The sequence below is a fragment of the Streptomyces mutabilis genome (genome assembly GCF_046628145.1).
Classification (GTDB): Bacteria; Actinomycetota; Actinomycetes; order Streptomycetales; family Streptomycetaceae; genus Streptomyces; species Streptomyces mutabilis.
The window spans coordinates 466,722-482,232 of the sequence record NZ_CP176874.1 but is presented as its reverse complement, the minus strand read 5'-3'; the positions used below and the strand labels follow the sequence as shown (position 1 = coordinate 482,232).

Below are 15,511 nucleotides of genomic sequence, written 5' to 3'. Positions count from 1 at the left end.
GAGCCGGGTGGTCAGTGGTCGGGACGGGTACGGCGGTCAGTGGTCGGGACGGGTGCCGACGGTCAGGCGCCGGAGGTCAGTGGACGGGGTGCATCGTGCGCCGGAGCCACGGTGCGAGGGCGACGACGACCAGGCCGAGGACGACGGCGATCGCGCCGTTGACGCCGAAGTACGCCGGGTGGGACACGTCGTCGTAGATCTTCACCACCTGGGCCTGGATGCCGTTGGCGAGGGCCAGGGAGAGGAACCACAGGGCCATGGTCTGGCTGGAGAACGCCTTCGGCGCGAGCTTGCTGCTGGCCGAGAGGCCGGAGGTCTCCAGAAGAACGTCGCCGAGGCCGAGCAGCAGGTAGGAGCCGACGATCCACCAGGCGGCCATCCGGTAGTCGGTGCCCTCGTGGCCGACGGTGGGCACCACCATGAGCAGGAACGACAGTCCGCCGAGGATCACACCGAGCGCGATCTTGTTCGAGGCGTGCGGCTGGCGGCGGCCCATCCGTACCCAGACGGCGGCGACCACGGGCGCCAGCGCCACCTCGAAGGCGCCGAGCGCGGAGGCGTACCAGCTGGAGGGGAAGTCGAACCCGAGGATGCTGGTGTCCGCGTTCGTCGAGGCGAGCAGCATCATCGTCGAGTACGCCTGGAACAGGATGAAGTTGAACACCACCGAGGCCAGGAACAGCACGATGTAGGGACGCAGCCGCCCGCGTTCCTCCGCCGTGACCCGGGGGCTGGTGAACATGACCCAGAAGTAGACGACCGGCGCGACGACCGAGACGAGCGTGAGGACGTCGACGAACCGTCCCATGGTGAGCCAGCCGACGCCCGCCAGGGTGCCGCACAGCGCGGCGAAGACCACGGCCCCGGCGACCATCAGCCGCACGGCACGCCGCATGGCCGCGGGAGCCAGGGCGAACTCGGCGGCGTGCTTGCGGCCGGCGAGGTGCCGCCGCCCGGCGATGTACTGGACCAACCCGAGCGTCATGCCGAGCGCGGCCGCCGAGAAGCCCCAGTGCCAGCCCTGGTGCTCACCGAGCCAGCCGGTGATCAGCGGCCCGGCGAACGCGCCGATGTTGATGCCCATGTAGTACAGCGCGAAGCCCGCGTCACGACGGTCGTCGTCGGTGCGGTACAGCTTGCCGACCATGGCGGCCACGTTGGGCTTGAGCAGTCCGGTGCCGGCGCTGATCAGGCCCAGGCCGACCCAGGTCATGGCGGCGGTCGGCACGGCCATGGAGTAGTGGCCCAGCGCGATGAGGATGCCGCCCCACAGGACCGCCCGGTAGGAGCCGAGGATGCGGTCGGCGAGCCAGCCGCCGCCCACGGACACGAGGTAGACGAGGGTGCCGTAGGCGGCCGACACGGACGCGGCGGTGCCGGCGTCCATCCCCAGGCCCTCGTCGGCCACCGTGTCGGCGAAATACAGGACCAGGATCGCCTGCATGCCCAGGAACGAGAACCGCTCCCAGACCTCCAGGGCGGACAGCGTGAGCAGGCCCTTGGGTTGTCCGAAGAAGGCGCGGTCGTCCTGAGACGGCGGCTGCTCGTCGTCGGCTGTCACGGGGTGGGCACGCTCTGTCATGGTTCCTGTCGTCGCTCGAGGGGAGGGCTGGACTGCCGTGCGGCGGAGCCGGCGCCTGCGGAACGGAACACACCGGCACCGTCCCGGGACGCTCACGGTGACGTGGCAGGCAACCCCGGGTCGCGGGTCAGGAGATCAGGGATCATGCTCGCTTCGCAACTGCGTACGAGACCGAACCGGACATTCGGCGGTGCGACACCCCAGTCGCCGCACGCGCGGCACCCCGGCCGGCAGAGCGCCCGGCGCGGCGTGTGGCGCCGGGATCGCGGCGGCCACCCGGGCGAGCGGGTCGGCGGGCGAGTGTCAGTGGCGGGTGTCAGTGGCGGGTGTCAGGCTGAGGAGACACAGGTTCTGCGAAGGGAATCGCCGTGATCACCACTGATTTCGCCTCCGGCTCGCCCTGTTGGCTCGACCTCGGGGTACCCGACGTCCCGGCCGCCGCGGCCTTCTACCGCTCGGTGCTGGGCTGGGAGTACGAGCCCATGGGCGGGGGCGAGGGGCCGGAAGGCGGGATGTTCCGCAAGGACGGCAAGATCGTCGCCGGCCTCGGCACGCTCACCGAGAAGGGCGCGCGCCCGGCCTGGATGATCTACCACTCCGTGGCCGACGCCGATGCCACGACCCAGGTCGTGGAGCGCGCCGGCGGCACGGTGCGAGTGGCGCCGATGGACCTCGACGACTGGGGCCGGATGGCACAGTACAGCGACCCGCTGGGCGGCCAGTTCGCCGTCTGGCAGCCGGGAAAGACCAAGGGCGTCGAGCTGGTGGACCAGCCGGGCTCGCTGTGCTGGACCGAGCTGTACACGAGCGACGCCGCGGCGGCCAAGGAGTTCTACGGCGGTGTGTTCGGCTGGCAGTTCGGTGACATGGAGATGCCGGGCGGCGGGGGCACGTACTCGCTCATCACCCCCGCCGGTCTCCCCGAGGAGCGCATGCACGGCGGGCTCATGCAGCTTCGGGAGCAGGACCTCGCCCTGGCGGGCGGCCGGCCGTACTGGCACCCGGTCTTCGCCGTCACGGACTGCGACGCCGCGGTAGCGGCGGTCACCAAGAGCGGTGGCAGTGTGCAGATGGGCCCGGAGGACGCGGAGGGCGTCGGCCGGCTGGCCGTCTGCCTCGATCCGGCGAACGCGGACTTCGTGGTGCTCCAGCCGAGCGAGAGCTGAACGGACCACTGGCGAAGGCCGCCGCCCGAACGCGGTGGTCGCCCCCGCCGAGGTGCCGAGTTCTCACGGAGCCGACGGTTTCGGGCCGCAGAACGCCACCTCCAGCGTGCCGCCGAGCGCCGTGTTCGCGCCGCCCCGGTTCGAGGTGTTCGCCATCGCCGCGATGCTGCGGCTGCCGTCCCGTGTGGCGAACGCGTAGGTGTAGTAGCCCTGGACGGTGCCGGTGTGCCCGTACACCCGGGCGCCGCAGGTCAGGTCGTAGCGTCGCAGGCCGAGCCCGTAGTGCCGGGTCTTCGTGGTGTCCGTCGGGAGGACGGTGGTCATGGCGTCCAGCATGCGGGGCGACAGCAGCCTGCCGCGCATCAGCGCGGTCATGAAGGTGTTGAGGTCGGCCGGGTCGGAGATGACCGCCCCGGCCGCCCGCGCCCAGGACACCGTCTGCTCCGTGGAGTCCACCAGCGGGGCGCCCGCCTCGTCGGGGTGCAGGTACCCGCGCGCGTGCAGCCCCTCGATCCGGGTGTCGGGGTGCACGTACGAAGTGTTGCGCAGCCGCAGGGGGCCGGCGATCCGGCGCCGGTACTCGCGGGCGACCGGATTGCCGGTGGCCCGCTCGATGAGCATCCCGGCCACCACGAAATTGGTGTTCGAGTACTTGTACGCCGCGCCCGGTTCGGTGGTGCGCGGCTCGCTGAGCGAGAGGTCCACGAGTTCCCGGTGACCGAAGACCCGGTTGCGGACGGCTTCGAAGCCGGGCACGGTCTCGTGGAACATCCTGTCCGTGTAGTCGGCCAGCCCGCTGCGGTGGGTCAGCAGATGACGCACCGTGATCCGGTCGTCCGGCAGGAGCCCGGGCAGGTAGCGGTTGACCGGGGCGTCGAGCACGAGCCTGCCCTCGTCCACGAGTTGCAGCACGACCACGGCGGTGAAGGTCTTGCTGACACTGCCGACGCGGAAGCGCGCCCGGATGTCCATGGCCGCGCCCGAGGCGCGGTCGCGGATCCCGGTCGTCCGGGCCCGGACCCCTTGCGGGCCGGTGAACCGGGCCATCGCACCCGGCGCCCCCTCGGCCACGGCGGCGCGCAGCGCAGCGGCCACCCCCGCCATGTCGGGGGCCGGAGAGGCGGCACGCGTCGCGGCGGGGGAGGCGGGGGCACCGTACGCGACGGGAGAGGAGGCCACGCCCCCGGTGAGGGCGGCGATCAGGGCGGCACCTACGACCAGGCGGCGACGCGGTGTTGACGGCACGTCATTCCTCGATTCATGAGCGATGTACGGCGGTGCCGGGTGCCGACGATCGGGCGGCTCCCGGTTCCGGCCCAGTGTGCTCGGTGCCCGAGTCCGGACACCCGGGACCAGGGTTCGACTACTCCGGGAGGTGCGCCTCGGGATCGTCGGGTCGGTGGTCGGGCAGGGCCGAACGGGCGGCCGCCTCGTGGTGCAGCCGCAGGAACTCCAGATGGCGCTCGTACTGGTCGAGGACGTCCGCGATGAGCTGCTCCCTGGTGTAGCCCATCACGTCGTAGCCCTGGTTGCCCTCGGACAGCCGGACCTCGAAACGCACATAGGTGTCGTGGGTGCTGACCGAACGGGTCGCGAACCCGGGGGTCGGCGTCTCGACGGGCCAGACCCGGTAGACGAAGACGTCGCTCGGCCCGATCGGCACCTGCAGCCCGACGTGCGACAGGCCGTTCTCCTCGCTCACTCCTTCCAACAGCGCCGCCTCCGCGCCCTGCTCCCGCAGCTCCTCGGCGACGTCCCGGAACGCGGGACGGCACACGTCGTCGACGAAGCGGACGGCCGCCCGCCTGCCGGGGAACGTCATGGCTCGCGCCAGCCGTCGTCGCCAGTTCCGTGTGCCCGGCGGGGGCTGGTCGGTGCGCCCGGACAGGGACGCCGGGAGCGAGGTGGTCAGTGCCTCCTCCCGCATACGTTCGGTACGCAGGGCCAGATAGAGCCCGATCATGATCAGGAACATGACCACGGAGAAGGGCAGGCCCATGATGATGGTGGCGTCGGTCAGCGCCTGCACCCCGCCCACCAGGAGCATGGCGAGGGTGAGCAGGCCTGTCGTCAGGGCCCAGAAGATGCGCAGCCAGGGTGCCGCGTCCGTCACCGGGGTCGGCAGGTCGGAGCTGAGATTGCCCATGACGAGTGCGCCGGAGTCCGCGGAGGTGACGTACAGCAGCAGCCCGACGAAGGTCGCGAGGCCCGCGCTGAACGACGCACCCGGGTACTGCTCCAGCAGCCCGTAGAAGCCCTGCTCGGGCAGGGCCATCGCGGTCCGGCCGAAATCGGTGTTCCCGTCCCGCACGACGAACAGCGCGCTGTTGCCGAAGACCGCCAGGAAAAGACCGGTGAAGAGGAAGGGGATGATCAGCGTCGCGGCCACGAACTGACGCAGGGTGCGGCCACGGGAGATCCGTGCCAGGAACAGACCCACGAACGGGGCCCAGGCGATCCACCAGGCCCAGAAGAAGAGCGTCCACGCGTTGAGCCACTCGGTGGGCTGGTCGTAGGCGAACGTGTTCAGGGTCATCGAGGGGAAGCCGCTGACGTAGTCCCCGATGTTCTGCACCAGCGCGTTGAGCAGCCTGAAGGGTTCGCCCACGATCAGGATGTAGAGCATGAGCAGGACGGCGAGGAGGACGTTGAGCTGGGACATGCGCCGGATGCCCTTGTCGACGCCCGCCACGGCGGACACCGTGGCCATCACCACCGCCACCACGATCAGGCCGATCTGCGCGGGCAACCCCTCGGGCACGTCGAACAGGACCTTCAAGCCGTAGTTCAGCTGCACCACGCCGATGCCGAGCGACACGGAGATGCCGAACACGGTGCCGATGATGGCCGCCAGGTCCACGGCGTCGCCGATCCTCCCGTGGATGCGGCGGCCGATGACCGGGTAGAGCGCGGAGCGGATCGCCAGGGGCAGCCGGTAGCGGAAGGCGAAGTAGCCGAGCACCATGCCCATCAGGGCGTACATGGCCCAGCCGGTGATGCCGTAGTGGAACAGTGTCCACACCACCGCCTGACGCGCCGCCTCGATGGTCTCCGGGGAGCCCTGCGGCGGCGCGAGGTAGTGGCTGACCGGCCCGGCGACGGAGAAGAACATCAGGTCGATGCCGATGCCCGCGGCGAACAGCATCGCCGCCCACGCGAAGAGACCGTAGTCCGGCTTGTAGTGCTTCGGGCCCAGCTTGATCGTGCCGTACTTGGACACGCCGATGAAGACGACGAACACCAGGTACAGCGTCGCGGCGAGGAAGTAGTACCACCCGAACCAGGACGAGATCTTGTCGACGGCCACGCCGATGGCCGTCTCCGCCCCGGAGGGTGTGACGATCGCCCATGTCGAGATGGCGAGGATCAACGCGGCCGAACCGAAGAAGACGACGCGCTTGAGCGTGCCCGTGCCCGCCGGACGGGCTTCGTCGGCCGCTTCCTCCGGTTTCCCCGCGGCGCCCTCGTCGACTCCGGTCACGACCGCGTCCGGGGCGCGGGGCGGCCGGTGAGCAGGTCGGCGGCGCGTTCGGCGACGAGCAGCACGGTCACCATGGGGTTGATGGTGGGCATGGACGGGAACACCGACGCGTCCACGATGCGCACGCCGTCCACGCCGCGCAGTCTCAGCTGCGGGTCACAGACGGCCATCGGGTCGTCCGCCGCCCCCATCCGGCAGGTGCCCGCCGGGTGGTAGACGGTGTGCGCGGCACGACGCCCGTACTCGGAGAGGTCGGCGTCGGAGGTCACGTCCGGACCGGGCGCCACCTCCCGTACGAGCCAGCTCCGCAAGGGGTCGGTGGCGGCGACCTCACGGGCGATCCGCAGGCCGTCGATGATGGTGCGCTCGTCGTGACCTTCCGGGTCGGTGAAGTACTGGAAGTCGAGCGCGGGGTGCTCGGCGGGGTTGCTGCTGCGCAGCCACATGCGTCCCACGGACCGGGCGCGCGGGACGTTCGGCGTCATGCACACTCCGTGTTCCGGAACGGGATGGCCGAGGCGTTCGGTGTTCACGGTGAACGGCACCTGGTAGAAGTGGAACATCAGGTCCGGTCGCGGCTGGCCCGCCTCGCGTCGCAGGAACAGGCCGGCGTCGGAGTCCATCGCGGAGTTCGGCGGCAACGGGCCCGCCGTCTCCCAGACGATCACCGATTCGGGGTGGTCCAGCAGGTTCTCGCCCACTCCCGGCAGGTCGGCCCGTACGTCGATGCCCAGGCCGCGCAACTGGTCGGCGGGGCCGATGCCGGAGAGCATCAGCAGCCTCGGAGTGTCGATGGCGCCCGCGCACAGGAGCAGTTCGCGTTCGGCGCGCACGGTGGCGGGCAGGCCGTCGGGGCCGCGGACGGCGACACGGGTCAGCCTCCCCGAGGCGTCGGTGAGCAGTCGGTGGGCCCATGTCTCCAGACGGAGTGTGAGGTTGGGACGGTCCAGGACCGGATGCAGGTAGGCGACGGAGGCGGAGGAGCGCAGATTGCCCTCCGGCTCGTAGGCCAGCGAGAAGAAGCCGACTCCGTCGGCGAAGGGTTCGGCGTTGAAGTCGTCGACCACCGGGACGTCGAGGGCGCGTGCGGCGGCGGTGACGAAATCCTTCGCGATCGGATTACGGTCCGCTTCGGCCACCGGCACGATGTTGGTGCGCAGCCGGTCGCGGTAGGGGAGGACGGTCCGCGGATCCCAGCCGGCGCAGCCCCGGGCCACCCAGTCGTCGAGGTCCTGGGGGAGAGGCATGAAGCTGATCAGCGTGTTGTGGGAGGAGCAGCCGCCGAGGACGCGGGCACGCGAGTGCAGGATGTGGGAGTTGCCGCGCGGCTGCTCGACGGTCGTGTAGCCGTAGTCGAACTCCGAGCCGAGCAGGTTGATCCAGTTGCGCAGGCGCAGGATCCGGTCGTCACCGACGTCGCTGGGGCCGCCTTCGACGACGCAGACCCGGCAGTCCGGGTCCTCGCTCAGGCGTGCGGCGAGTACGCATCCGGCGGTACCGCCGCCGACGATGACGTAGTCGTAGGCGGTCTCCGGACCGTGCGGGGTGGTGGGGGAGGCCATCGGATGCCTTTCGTCCAAGATCGTGCTACGGCGCGTCCGTACCGCCGGGGGTGGTGAGGAGGGAGCGCGAGGTGCCCGGTTCAGCCCTTGAACCAGCCGGAGGGGGCGGGGGAGAGGTTCTGGTAGATGTGCTTCGCCTCCTGGTACTCCCTCAGCCCCGAGGGCCCGAGCTCGCGCCCCACACCCGAGTGACCGAAACCGCCCCACTCCGCCTGCGGCACGTACGGGTGGAAGTCGTTGATCCACACGGTGCCGTGCCGCAGCCGCTGGGCGACCCGCTGGGCGCGGCTCGCGTCGGAGGTCCACACACCGCCGGCCAGGCCGTAGCGGGTGTCGTTGGCCAGCTCCACCGCCTCGTCCTCGGTGTGGAAGCGTTCGACGGTGACGACCGGGCCGAACACCTCCTCCTGGACGATGCGCATGGACCTGTCGCAGTCGGCGAACACGGTCGGCAGCAGGAAGAAGCCGCGGCTCAGCGCGGGATCGTCCGGACGGGTACCCCCGGTGACGAGTCGGGCGCCCTCCTCCAGGGCGGTGGCGATGTGCCGCTCGACCTTGTCACGGTGCTCGGCGGAGCTGAGCGGACCGCTCTCCGTGCCTTCCTCCATGCCGTTGCCGAGCCGGATCGCCCGGGCCCGGCGGGCAAGGGCCTCGACGAACCGGTCGTACAGGGCGTTCTGCACCAGCAGCCGGGAACCGGCCGAACAGACCTGGCCGGCGTGCAGGAAGGCCGCGTCGAGCGCGTAGTCCACGGCGGCGGGGAAGTCCGCGTCCTCGAAGACGACGTTGGGGTTCTTGCCGCCCAGTTCCAGGGCCACCTTCTTCGGCCCCTCGGCGGCGGCGGCCATGATGGCGCGTCCGGTGGCGAGACCACCGGTGAAGGACACCAGGTCGACCTCGGGGTGGCTGGTGAGGGCGGCGCCGACGGTCGCGCCGGCCCCGAGGACCAGGTTGACGACACCGCGTGGCGCCCCGGCCTCCTCGATGAGCCGGATCATGGCGATCGTGGTGAGCGGGGTGACCTCGCTCGGTTTGAGGACGACGGTGTTCCCGGCGGCGAGCGCGGGCGCCACCTTCCACGACGCCTGGAGCAGCGGGTAGTTCCAGGGGGCGATGAGCGCGCACACCCCGACCGGCTGGTGGACGACGCGGCTGAGGACGTCCGGGCCGACGTCCACGACCCGACCACCGTCCTTGTCGGCCAGTTCGCCGTAGTAGCGGAAGGCGTTCGCCACGTCCTCCACGTCGAGCCGCGCCTCGGTCAGCGTCTTGCCGGTGTCGAGGGTTTCGGAACGGGCGATCTCCTCCTTGTCGCGCAGCAGCAGGGAGTGGACGCGCAGCAGGAGGTCGGCCCGTCGGCGAGTGGGGGCGTCGGCCCACTCCTCCTCGTCGAAGGCGCGGCGAGCGGCACGTACCGCGCGGTCCGTGTCGGTGGCGTCCGCCTCGTCGACGGTGGCGACGACGGAGGCGTCGTACGGGTTGAGTACGTCCCGCCGGCCGCCGGCCGCTCCCTGAGTCCATTCGCCGTCGATGTACAGATCGCTCACCGTGGTACCTCCTCTGCGACGGGACGGTCCCGGGCAAACCAGGACATTACCCCCTGGTGTTGCTTGTGGTGCGGATGTCGGCGGCCTGCGGGCGGACCCTGTTCGCGGTGACGGCCGCGTGCGGGGAAGGTGAGCGGAGTGAGTACTCACTGATTGACACGGTGCGCGGTGCGGGCCGCGACGAGTCGACGACCCGTATCCGCGCGGCCCTCGCGGAGCTGCTGGAGCCCGACAAGGCCGAACTGCGCCGGTCGCCGGAGCAGATCGCGGCCCTCTTCTTAGGGCTGCTCTTCGCTCAGCCGCGTACGGAGGACGAGCCCGACCTGACTGCGCAGGAGCTGGTGAGGGTCTTCCTGCACGGGGCGCTCTCAGGGGCGCCGAGTGAGCGCGCGGCGGAGGCGGCTGGGGGTCACGGCCCTGGCCGTTCTGCCCCCCCGTCCTGGTGTGTCTGGTCGCGGACCCACTCCTGCTTCGAAGAACCCGAGCGGCTGAGAAGGCATGTGGGTCCCGGGCGGTACGCCGCCCGGGACCCACGCCGTTCGGGCCGTCAGCGGCCCATCAGTGCGAAGACCCCCCACCCGAGGTATTCGCGCAGGTACCGCGCGTAGTGGGCGGGACCGGTGGTGAGTTCGGCCCGCACCTCGGCGGCCAGTTCGTCACCGGGGTTGGCGTCGAGCCAGCGCCGGAGGTTGAGCCACTGTGCCGCCTGGTACCGGTCCCAGCTGTCCTGGGACGCCAGCACCATCTCCACGACGTCGTAACCGAGGTCGCCGAACTGCTCGATCAGCTCCGGCAGTACCAGGAAGTCGTCCTTGCCCCCGGCGAGGCAGGCTTCGGCGGTTTCCCGGTCCGGTACTTCCCGGCGCCAGTACGGCTCGCCGATCAGCATCAGTCCGCCGGGGCGGAGACTGGCGCCCAGCAGCTCGACGGTGCCGGCCACGCCGCCTCCGATCCAGGTGGCGCCGACGCACGCGGCGAGGTCGACCGGCTCGTCCGCGACGTAGCCGGAGGCGTCGCCGTGTACGAAGCCGACCCGGTCGGCGACGCCGAGTTCGGCGGCGCGGGCACGAGCCTTCTCGGTGAACACCGTGCTGATGTCCACGCCGGTCCCCGTGATCTTGTGGTCACGGGCCCAGGTGCACAGCATCTCGCCCGATCCGCTGGCGAGGTCGAGCACGCGCGTCCCGGGTGCCAGGTGCAGTGCCTGACCCAGGGTGGCGAGCTTTTCCGCGGTGAACGGGTTGTGGATGCGGTGGCTGCTTTCGCGAACGGTGAAGATGCGTGGAAGATCCACGAGAGGTATCCCTTGGGTTCGATGAGGTCAGGGCGTTCGTGCGGAGCGGCCGACCGGAGTCGGCCGCCGTGGATCGGACCGTCATCAAACACACCTCGTCATGAGCGCATGGGTAGTGAACCCGGCAAACGTAGACCCTCCGGGGCGCCGTGCCCACCGATTTTCCCGGCCCCTCCGGAAGGGCGCCGGCAGGGGCACACCCCGGCGGTCCGGCCTGACGGAGTGCGGGTCCCAGGGGGCGCCCGGCCATGTCGTCACGGGGCCCCGGGCGCCGGGGACATGTGCTTCTCGGCGAAGTCCAGGAGCAGTGCGGCGGTCCTTCGCGGTTCCTCCAGGATGGGTGTGTGTCCCGCACCGGGCAGCCACTCGACCTCCGCCCCCGGAACCACGCGGTAGTCGGCCGCGGACGAAGGGCGCCATCGGCGGTCCTGGTCGCCGAAGATCACCCGCAGTGGCTTGCCGAGGTCCGACAACCGGTCCGGGAGCGCCCGCTGGTTCAGGTAGGCGGTGGACGCCTGCATGGCAGCGGTGACCGCGTGGTAGGTCATACTGCGCAGTTCGTCGACTAGTTCTTGCGGGACCCGGTGGCCCTCGCGGAACCCGCTGCTCGCGAACTGACGGATCTGTTCGTCGGTCGGTGGCCACTGCGCGGGGTCGATCGGGTTCGCTCGCGGCTCGATGAATGCCTTCATGCCGGGACCGGTGTTGATGAGCACGAGCGCGGTCACCAGGTCGGGCCGTTGCTCGGCGAGGGCGGTGGCGGCATAGCCACCACTGGAATGGCCGACGGCCAGGACGTGCTCGACGCGGAGCCGGTCCAGCGCCGCGCCGAGCGTGCGTGCCTGCTCGGCGGTGTCGTAACCCCGGCCGACCGGTTCGGACGACCGGCCGTGCCCCGGTAGGTCGATCCGTACGACGTGATGGGACGTGGCCAGCAGCGGAACCAGCGCATCCCACGAACGGCTCGACGTGGCGGAGCCGTGGACGAGCAGGAGTGCGGGGGCATCTCGGGGCCCGTCCTGGCAGACGTGGACGTCGCCGCCGTCGAGGCGGAGGACCGAGTGCTCGGTGACGCCGTCGTCACCGGCCGAGTGCGGCTTCCTGTCGGGAGGAGTCATGAGCCCACTGTCCCTTCCGGTGCACGCCGGAGGCTTGGACGAATGCTCCCCGTGGCCACGTAGGATTCGACGAGGGAGTCCGCCGCGGACGAGGGGGCGCCATGAGGGACCGTGACGGTTCGGCGGAGTGGGACGTCGCACGTCCGCGGAGGCCCAGCCGGGTGGCCGGCGTCGACATGGCGGGGTTCCGGGTGCCGGGCCCGCTCGTCGGCGACCTGAGGGTCGTTCCCCACCCGGCCGTGATGCTGGTCCTGGAGTTCGGGGCGAGGTCGCCCACCGTGGACGACGGCGCCGGGCGGCGACTGAGGGGGAGTCTTGTCGCCGGTCCCGGTTTCGGCTCGGGAGGCGGGGTTCGTGCTTCGGGTGAACGTGTCGAGTGTGTGCAGGTACGTCTGTCTCCGGTGGTCGCGGGCGCGGTCCTGGGCGCCTGCTCGGCGGATCTGGCCGGTGACGCGGTCTGCCTCGACGACCTGTGGGGCAGGGAGGCGTCACGGATCCGCGAGCGTCTGAGCGAGACGGCCTCGTGGCAGGAGCGCTTCGAGTTCGTGGACACACTGCTCGCCCGCCGTTGTGAGGACCGCTCGCCGGTGGACCCAGGGGTGGCCTGGGCCTGGAACCGGATCGTGGTCGGCAGGGGCGCGGTGCGGGTCGATCACCTGGCGGCCGAACTGGGCTGGAGCCGCAAGCGCCTGTGGTCCAGGTTCCACTCGTACCTCGGCGTGCCGCCGAAGCGTGCCGCGAAGCTGGTCCGCTTCGATCGTGCGGTGCACCGCCTGGTCGCGGGCGAACGCGCGGCTCGGGTCGCGGCGGACGGCGGCTACTGCGACCAGTCCCATCTCCACCGGGACATCATGGCGTTCACCGGTGCGACGCCGACGGCCGTGGTGGGCGAACCGTTCCTGACGGTGGACGACCGGGCATGGCCGACGAGGGGCCTCACCGCGTGGACCGAGCGGTGCGTCCGGGCCGAACCGACCCTCCGCCCCGCCACGGAGGCGAGACGCAGGGCACCCCGGCCCACTGGAGACACGTCATGAACGGTAGATCGTCGGCCGTCCGCGTCGGGGGTACGTCAGCCGATGGTGACGACCTGGGCCCAGGGCGGCGGGAGGTCGGGTACGTACTCGGGGTCGTCGGTGTCGATGTCGGCCGGGCGGGGAAAGAGTCCGACCACCGTGCGGCAGGGCGGCTGAGTCGACGGCCACGGTGTCTGGCCGTCCGTGAAGGCGACGATCACGTCCGGGCGGTGCTGCGAGCGCAGGGCCCTCGCGAAACCGGAACGCAGGTCGGTTCCGCCGCCGCCGAGGAGTTCGATGTTCTCGGCGCGGCAGACGGGGACGGCGGTGCGGGCTGCGGCGTCGCAGGAGATGACCGTGACGAGGTCACGCCGGCCGCCGACCGCGCGTGTGATGGCCGCGACCTCCAGCAGCGCGCCGCCGAGCTCGGCGTCGCTCACCGACGCGGAGGTGTCGATCACGATGCAGACCCGGGGCGGTGTGCGGCGGAGGCTGGGCAGCAGCACGCCGGGCACGCTCGCCGAGCGGCGGGACGGACGCCGGTAGCTGTGGTTGTCGCCCGGTCCCGGCGCGCCGACCGCGGAGCGGACCGCCGCCCCCAGCAACTCCCGCCACGGCTGCGGTGGGTGGAAGGCCTCGTCCGCCCATCGGCGCCAGCCTTCGGGCGCGTTGCCGGGGCGCCCCTTGATCCCCTGGGCCACCCGGAAGCGGACCGCGTCCCGCTGCTGCCGGGTCAGTCCGTCGGCACCGCCGGGCCCCAGCTCCCACGGCCGTGCCTGGCCGTCGGCGCCGCTGCCGCAGTCCAGCCAGGCCAGGTCCGGGGCGAGCGAGGACATCGACGCGGTCCGCAGGTACTCCTCCATCAGCAGCCCGGCGGGCAGCCGCAGCAGTGACGGCAGCACCACGCCGTGGGGCAGGGGCAGGCCGTCACCGTAGATGTCGTCGTTGATCTCGAAGTCCGCGGCGATGTTCCGGCGCAGTCGCCCGCCCGGCCCGTGCTCCTCGTGCTGCCGCGCGTACCGCTCGCCCCGTCCGTGGTGGTCGCGCAGGAGGTGGGACACCTCGTGGACCCAGACGCCCGCCAGCTCTTCCACCGGCATGCGCGCCACGAAGGCGGGGGAGACGTAGCAGCGCCAGTGTGCGTCCACCGCCATGGTCGGCACGGACCGGTCCTCCACCACGTGCAACGCGAAGAGCGCGTCGGCGAGGTAGGGGCGGACCTTCACCGCGTGCAACCGGGCCGCCAGCAGTTTCCGCGTGTCGAGCCGGAGTTCCGGCCGGGTGCCGGGGTCCCCGGCGCTGGGCGTCCCGGGCGGAGCGGTCCTTACCGGGCGCGGCGGCGCGGGCGGGGCCATGGGGCGCGGTACCGGACGCGCCGGTCGGGGCGCCGGGCGCGAGTCCGGGTGTGGCGCGGGGCGCCGTGCGGTTCCCGTCATCGGCCCGCCTCGGACGCACGCCGGGTGGCGCTCGTTCCCGTGGCCCGCCCCACCGACCGTTCCGCCTGCCGGGCGAGCCCGATGACCTCGGTCAGCCGCTCCACGGTCTCCGGCACCTCCCAGTCGTCGCGCCGCAGGGCCGCCAGAGCGGTAGCCGGGGCGACCAGCAGGTCCGGGGCTCCGGTCTCCAGTGCCCCGGCCAGTACCGACCAGGCGGCCTCCCACCGTTCCCGCTGCGGCCTCGCCCCTACGGCGGCGACCACTGCCTCCAGGGCCGCCTGTCGCAGGTCGCCCCGCTCGGGCAGGCCGGCGGCTGCCGGGTCGGCGAGCAGGGTCTCCGGGTCCGGCAGGTCCATCCGGTCCAGGTGGGCGAGGAGTTCGAGCCCCGCACCGTCCCCCACCGCGCCCCGCACCAGCAGTGCCAGCACGTCCCGGGAGACGGAGGCCGCCGTGCCGAAGGCCAGCAGGGTCAGCGCGGCCTCCCAGCTGCGGGGCGAGGGCCAGGCGCCACCGCGCCGTGCCTCGCTGCTCGGCAGGCGGTGGATCAGCGTCGGCCGGGCCTTGAGGAAGCCGCAGACCGCGCGCCGGGCGAACGCGACCGCCTCGGGCAGCCGTCGCTCCTCCAGCCGGGGAAGTTCCGCCCGGGGCCAGACACCGCCCAGTCCGCGCACCACCACCTCCGGGTCGTGTGCCCAGTGCAGGTGGACGAAGCGGTTGGCCAGCGGCGGGCTCAGTTCCCAGCCGTCGGCGGCGGACGCCCGCGGATTGGCGGCGGCCACGATCCGTACCCCGGAGGGCAGTTGCAGCGCCCCGACCCTCCGTTCCAGGACGACCCGGAGGAGCGCGGCCTGTACGGCGGGAGTAGCGGTGGAGAGCTCGTCCAGGAAGAGCAGGCCTCGCCCGGCCCGTACCAGCTCGACGGCCCACTGAGGGGGTGCCATCGGCACTCCCTGCACGGCCGGATCGTCGCCCACGATCGGCAGCCCGGAGAAGTCGGACGGTTCGTGGACGCTGGCGATGACGGTGGTCAGCGGTAGGTCGAGCGAGTCGGCGAGCTGGGTGAGGGCCGCCGTCTTGCCGATACCGGGCTCGCCCCAGAGCAGGACGGGCAGGTCCGCGGCGACGGCCAGGGTGAGAGCCTCGAGCTGTTCGTCGGGACGGGGCTCGCTGGTGGTCGTCCGCAGCAGGGACAGAAGGGCTTCGGCGACGCCGAGACCCGGGTCGTGGGCCGCGGCGGGTCGGGACAGGAGGGCGCTGGAAGTCATGGACATCACCTGGGTGTGTGGAGTGACAGGAGTGGCTCGATACG

Annotated in this window: 11 protein-coding genes and 1 pseudogene; 3 read left to right on the top strand and 9 right to left on the bottom strand. The window is 71.6% G+C overall.

Annotated elements, in window-relative coordinates; genetic code table 11:
* Window positions 1-76 precede the first annotated feature (76 nt).
* A complete protein-coding gene (locus ACLIN4_RS01705; protein ID WP_307653355.1) occupies window positions 77-1,582 on the bottom strand; it encodes a peptide MFS transporter in 1,506 nt (501 codons plus the stop codon).
* A 368-nt stretch (window positions 1,583-1,950) separates the two neighbouring features.
* Here ACLIN4_RS01705 and ACLIN4_RS01700 point away from each other — a divergent pair, with 368 nt between their 5' ends.
* Window positions 1,951-2,748 (top strand): VOC family protein, encoded by a 798-nt coding sequence (locus ACLIN4_RS01700; RefSeq protein ID WP_381913755.1) that lies wholly within the window; start codon window positions 1,951-1,953, stop codon window positions 2,746-2,748.
* A 63-nt stretch (window positions 2,749-2,811) separates the two neighbouring features.
* Here ACLIN4_RS01700 and ACLIN4_RS01695 read toward each other — a convergent pair whose 3' ends face one another.
* From ACLIN4_RS01695 to ACLIN4_RS01680, 4 genes are all read right to left on the bottom strand, one after another.
* Window positions 2,812-3,993 (bottom strand): serine hydrolase, encoded by a 1,182-nt coding sequence (locus ACLIN4_RS01695; RefSeq protein WP_381913756.1) that lies wholly within the window; start codon window positions 3,991-3,993, stop codon window positions 2,812-2,814.
* A 118-nt stretch (window positions 3,994-4,111) separates the two neighbouring features.
* Window positions 4,112-6,229 (bottom strand): choline BCCT transporter BetT, encoded by a 2,118-nt coding sequence (gene betT, locus ACLIN4_RS01690; protein WP_107479314.1) that lies wholly within the window; start codon window positions 6,227-6,229, stop codon window positions 4,112-4,114.
* The gene (locus tag ACLIN4_RS01685; RefSeq protein WP_411575422.1) at window positions 6,226-7,791 is read right to left on the bottom strand and encodes a GMC family oxidoreductase; all 1,566 of its coding nucleotides are present in this window, start codon (window positions 7,789-7,791) and stop codon (window positions 6,226-6,228) included. Before ACLIN4_RS01685 ends, betT begins: the two co-directional genes overlap by 4 nt.
* A gap of 80 nt (window positions 7,792-7,871) precedes the next feature.
* The gene (locus ACLIN4_RS01680; RefSeq protein WP_289907976.1) at window positions 7,872-9,338 is read right to left on the bottom strand and encodes an aldehyde dehydrogenase family protein; all 1,467 of its coding nucleotides are present in this window, start codon (window positions 9,336-9,338) and stop codon (window positions 7,872-7,874) included.
* A 158-nt stretch (window positions 9,339-9,496) separates the two neighbouring features.
* Between ACLIN4_RS01680 and ACLIN4_RS01675 the strand changes: the two are divergent.
* A pseudogene (locus ACLIN4_RS01675) lies at window positions 9,497-9,712 on the top strand (TetR family transcriptional regulator); the annotation flags it as partial.
* 173 nt (window positions 9,713-9,885) lie between these two features.
* On the opposite strand, the gene ACLIN4_RS01670 reads toward ACLIN4_RS01675, so the two are convergent.
* Together ACLIN4_RS01670 and ACLIN4_RS01665 are read right to left on the bottom strand one after the other, a co-directional pair.
* Window positions 9,886-10,632, bottom strand: a complete 747-nt coding sequence (locus ACLIN4_RS01670; RefSeq protein WP_107479313.1) for an SAM-dependent methyltransferase — start codon at window positions 10,630-10,632, stop codon at window positions 9,886-9,888.
* A gap of 254 nt (window positions 10,633-10,886) precedes the next feature.
* Complete coding sequence (locus ACLIN4_RS01665) at window positions 10,887-11,750, bottom strand: alpha/beta fold hydrolase (protein ID WP_107479312.1); 864 nt, start codon at window positions 11,748-11,750, stop codon at window positions 10,887-10,889.
* A 101-nt stretch (window positions 11,751-11,851) separates the two neighbouring features.
* Between ACLIN4_RS01665 and ACLIN4_RS01660 the strand changes: the two genes are divergently transcribed.
* Complete coding sequence (locus ACLIN4_RS01660; protein WP_107479311.1) at window positions 11,852-12,787, top strand: AraC family transcriptional regulator; 936 nt, start codon at window positions 11,852-11,854, stop codon at window positions 12,785-12,787.
* Window positions 12,788-12,822: 35 nt separating this feature from the next.
* Here ACLIN4_RS01660 and ACLIN4_RS01655 read toward each other — a convergent pair whose 3' ends face one another.
* Together ACLIN4_RS01655 and ACLIN4_RS01650 are read right to left on the bottom strand one after the other, a co-directional pair.
* Window positions 12,823-14,121, bottom strand: a complete 1,299-nt coding sequence (locus tag ACLIN4_RS01655) for a DUF2201 family putative metallopeptidase (protein ID WP_369179546.1) — start codon at window positions 14,119-14,121, stop codon at window positions 12,823-12,825.
* A gap of 77 nt (window positions 14,122-14,198) precedes the next feature.
* Window positions 14,199-15,467: an AAA family ATPase gene (locus tag ACLIN4_RS01650; RefSeq protein ID WP_107479317.1), complete on the bottom strand. Its 1,269-nt coding sequence runs from the start codon at window positions 15,465-15,467 to the stop codon at window positions 14,199-14,201.
* Window positions 15,468-15,511 lie beyond the last annotated feature (44 nt).

What these genes read in the sequence shown, in the direction of transcription:
- ACLIN4_RS01705 (WP_307653355.1), bottom strand. Translation starts at nt 1,582, where the DNA reads ATGACAGAGCGTGCCCACCCCGTGACAGCCGACGACGAGCAGCCGCCG.
- ACLIN4_RS01655 (WP_369179546.1), bottom strand. Translation starts at nt 14,121, where the DNA reads ATGGCCCCGCCCGCGCCGCCGCGCCCGGTAAGGACCGCTCCGCCCGGG.
- ACLIN4_RS01665 (WP_107479312.1), bottom strand. Translation starts at nt 11,750, where the DNA reads ATGACTCCTCCCGACAGGAAGCCGCACTCGGCCGGTGACGACGGCGTC.
- ACLIN4_RS01685 (WP_411575422.1), bottom strand. Translation starts at nt 7,791, where the DNA reads ATGGCCTCCCCCACCACCCCGCACGGTCCGGAGACCGCCTACGACTAC.
- ACLIN4_RS01650 (WP_107479317.1), bottom strand. Translation starts at nt 15,467, where the DNA reads ATGACTTCCAGCGCCCTCCTGTCCCGACCCGCCGCGGCCCACGACCCG.
- ACLIN4_RS01660 (WP_107479311.1), top strand. Translation starts at nt 11,852, where the DNA reads ATGAGGGACCGTGACGGTTCGGCGGAGTGGGACGTCGCACGTCCGCGG.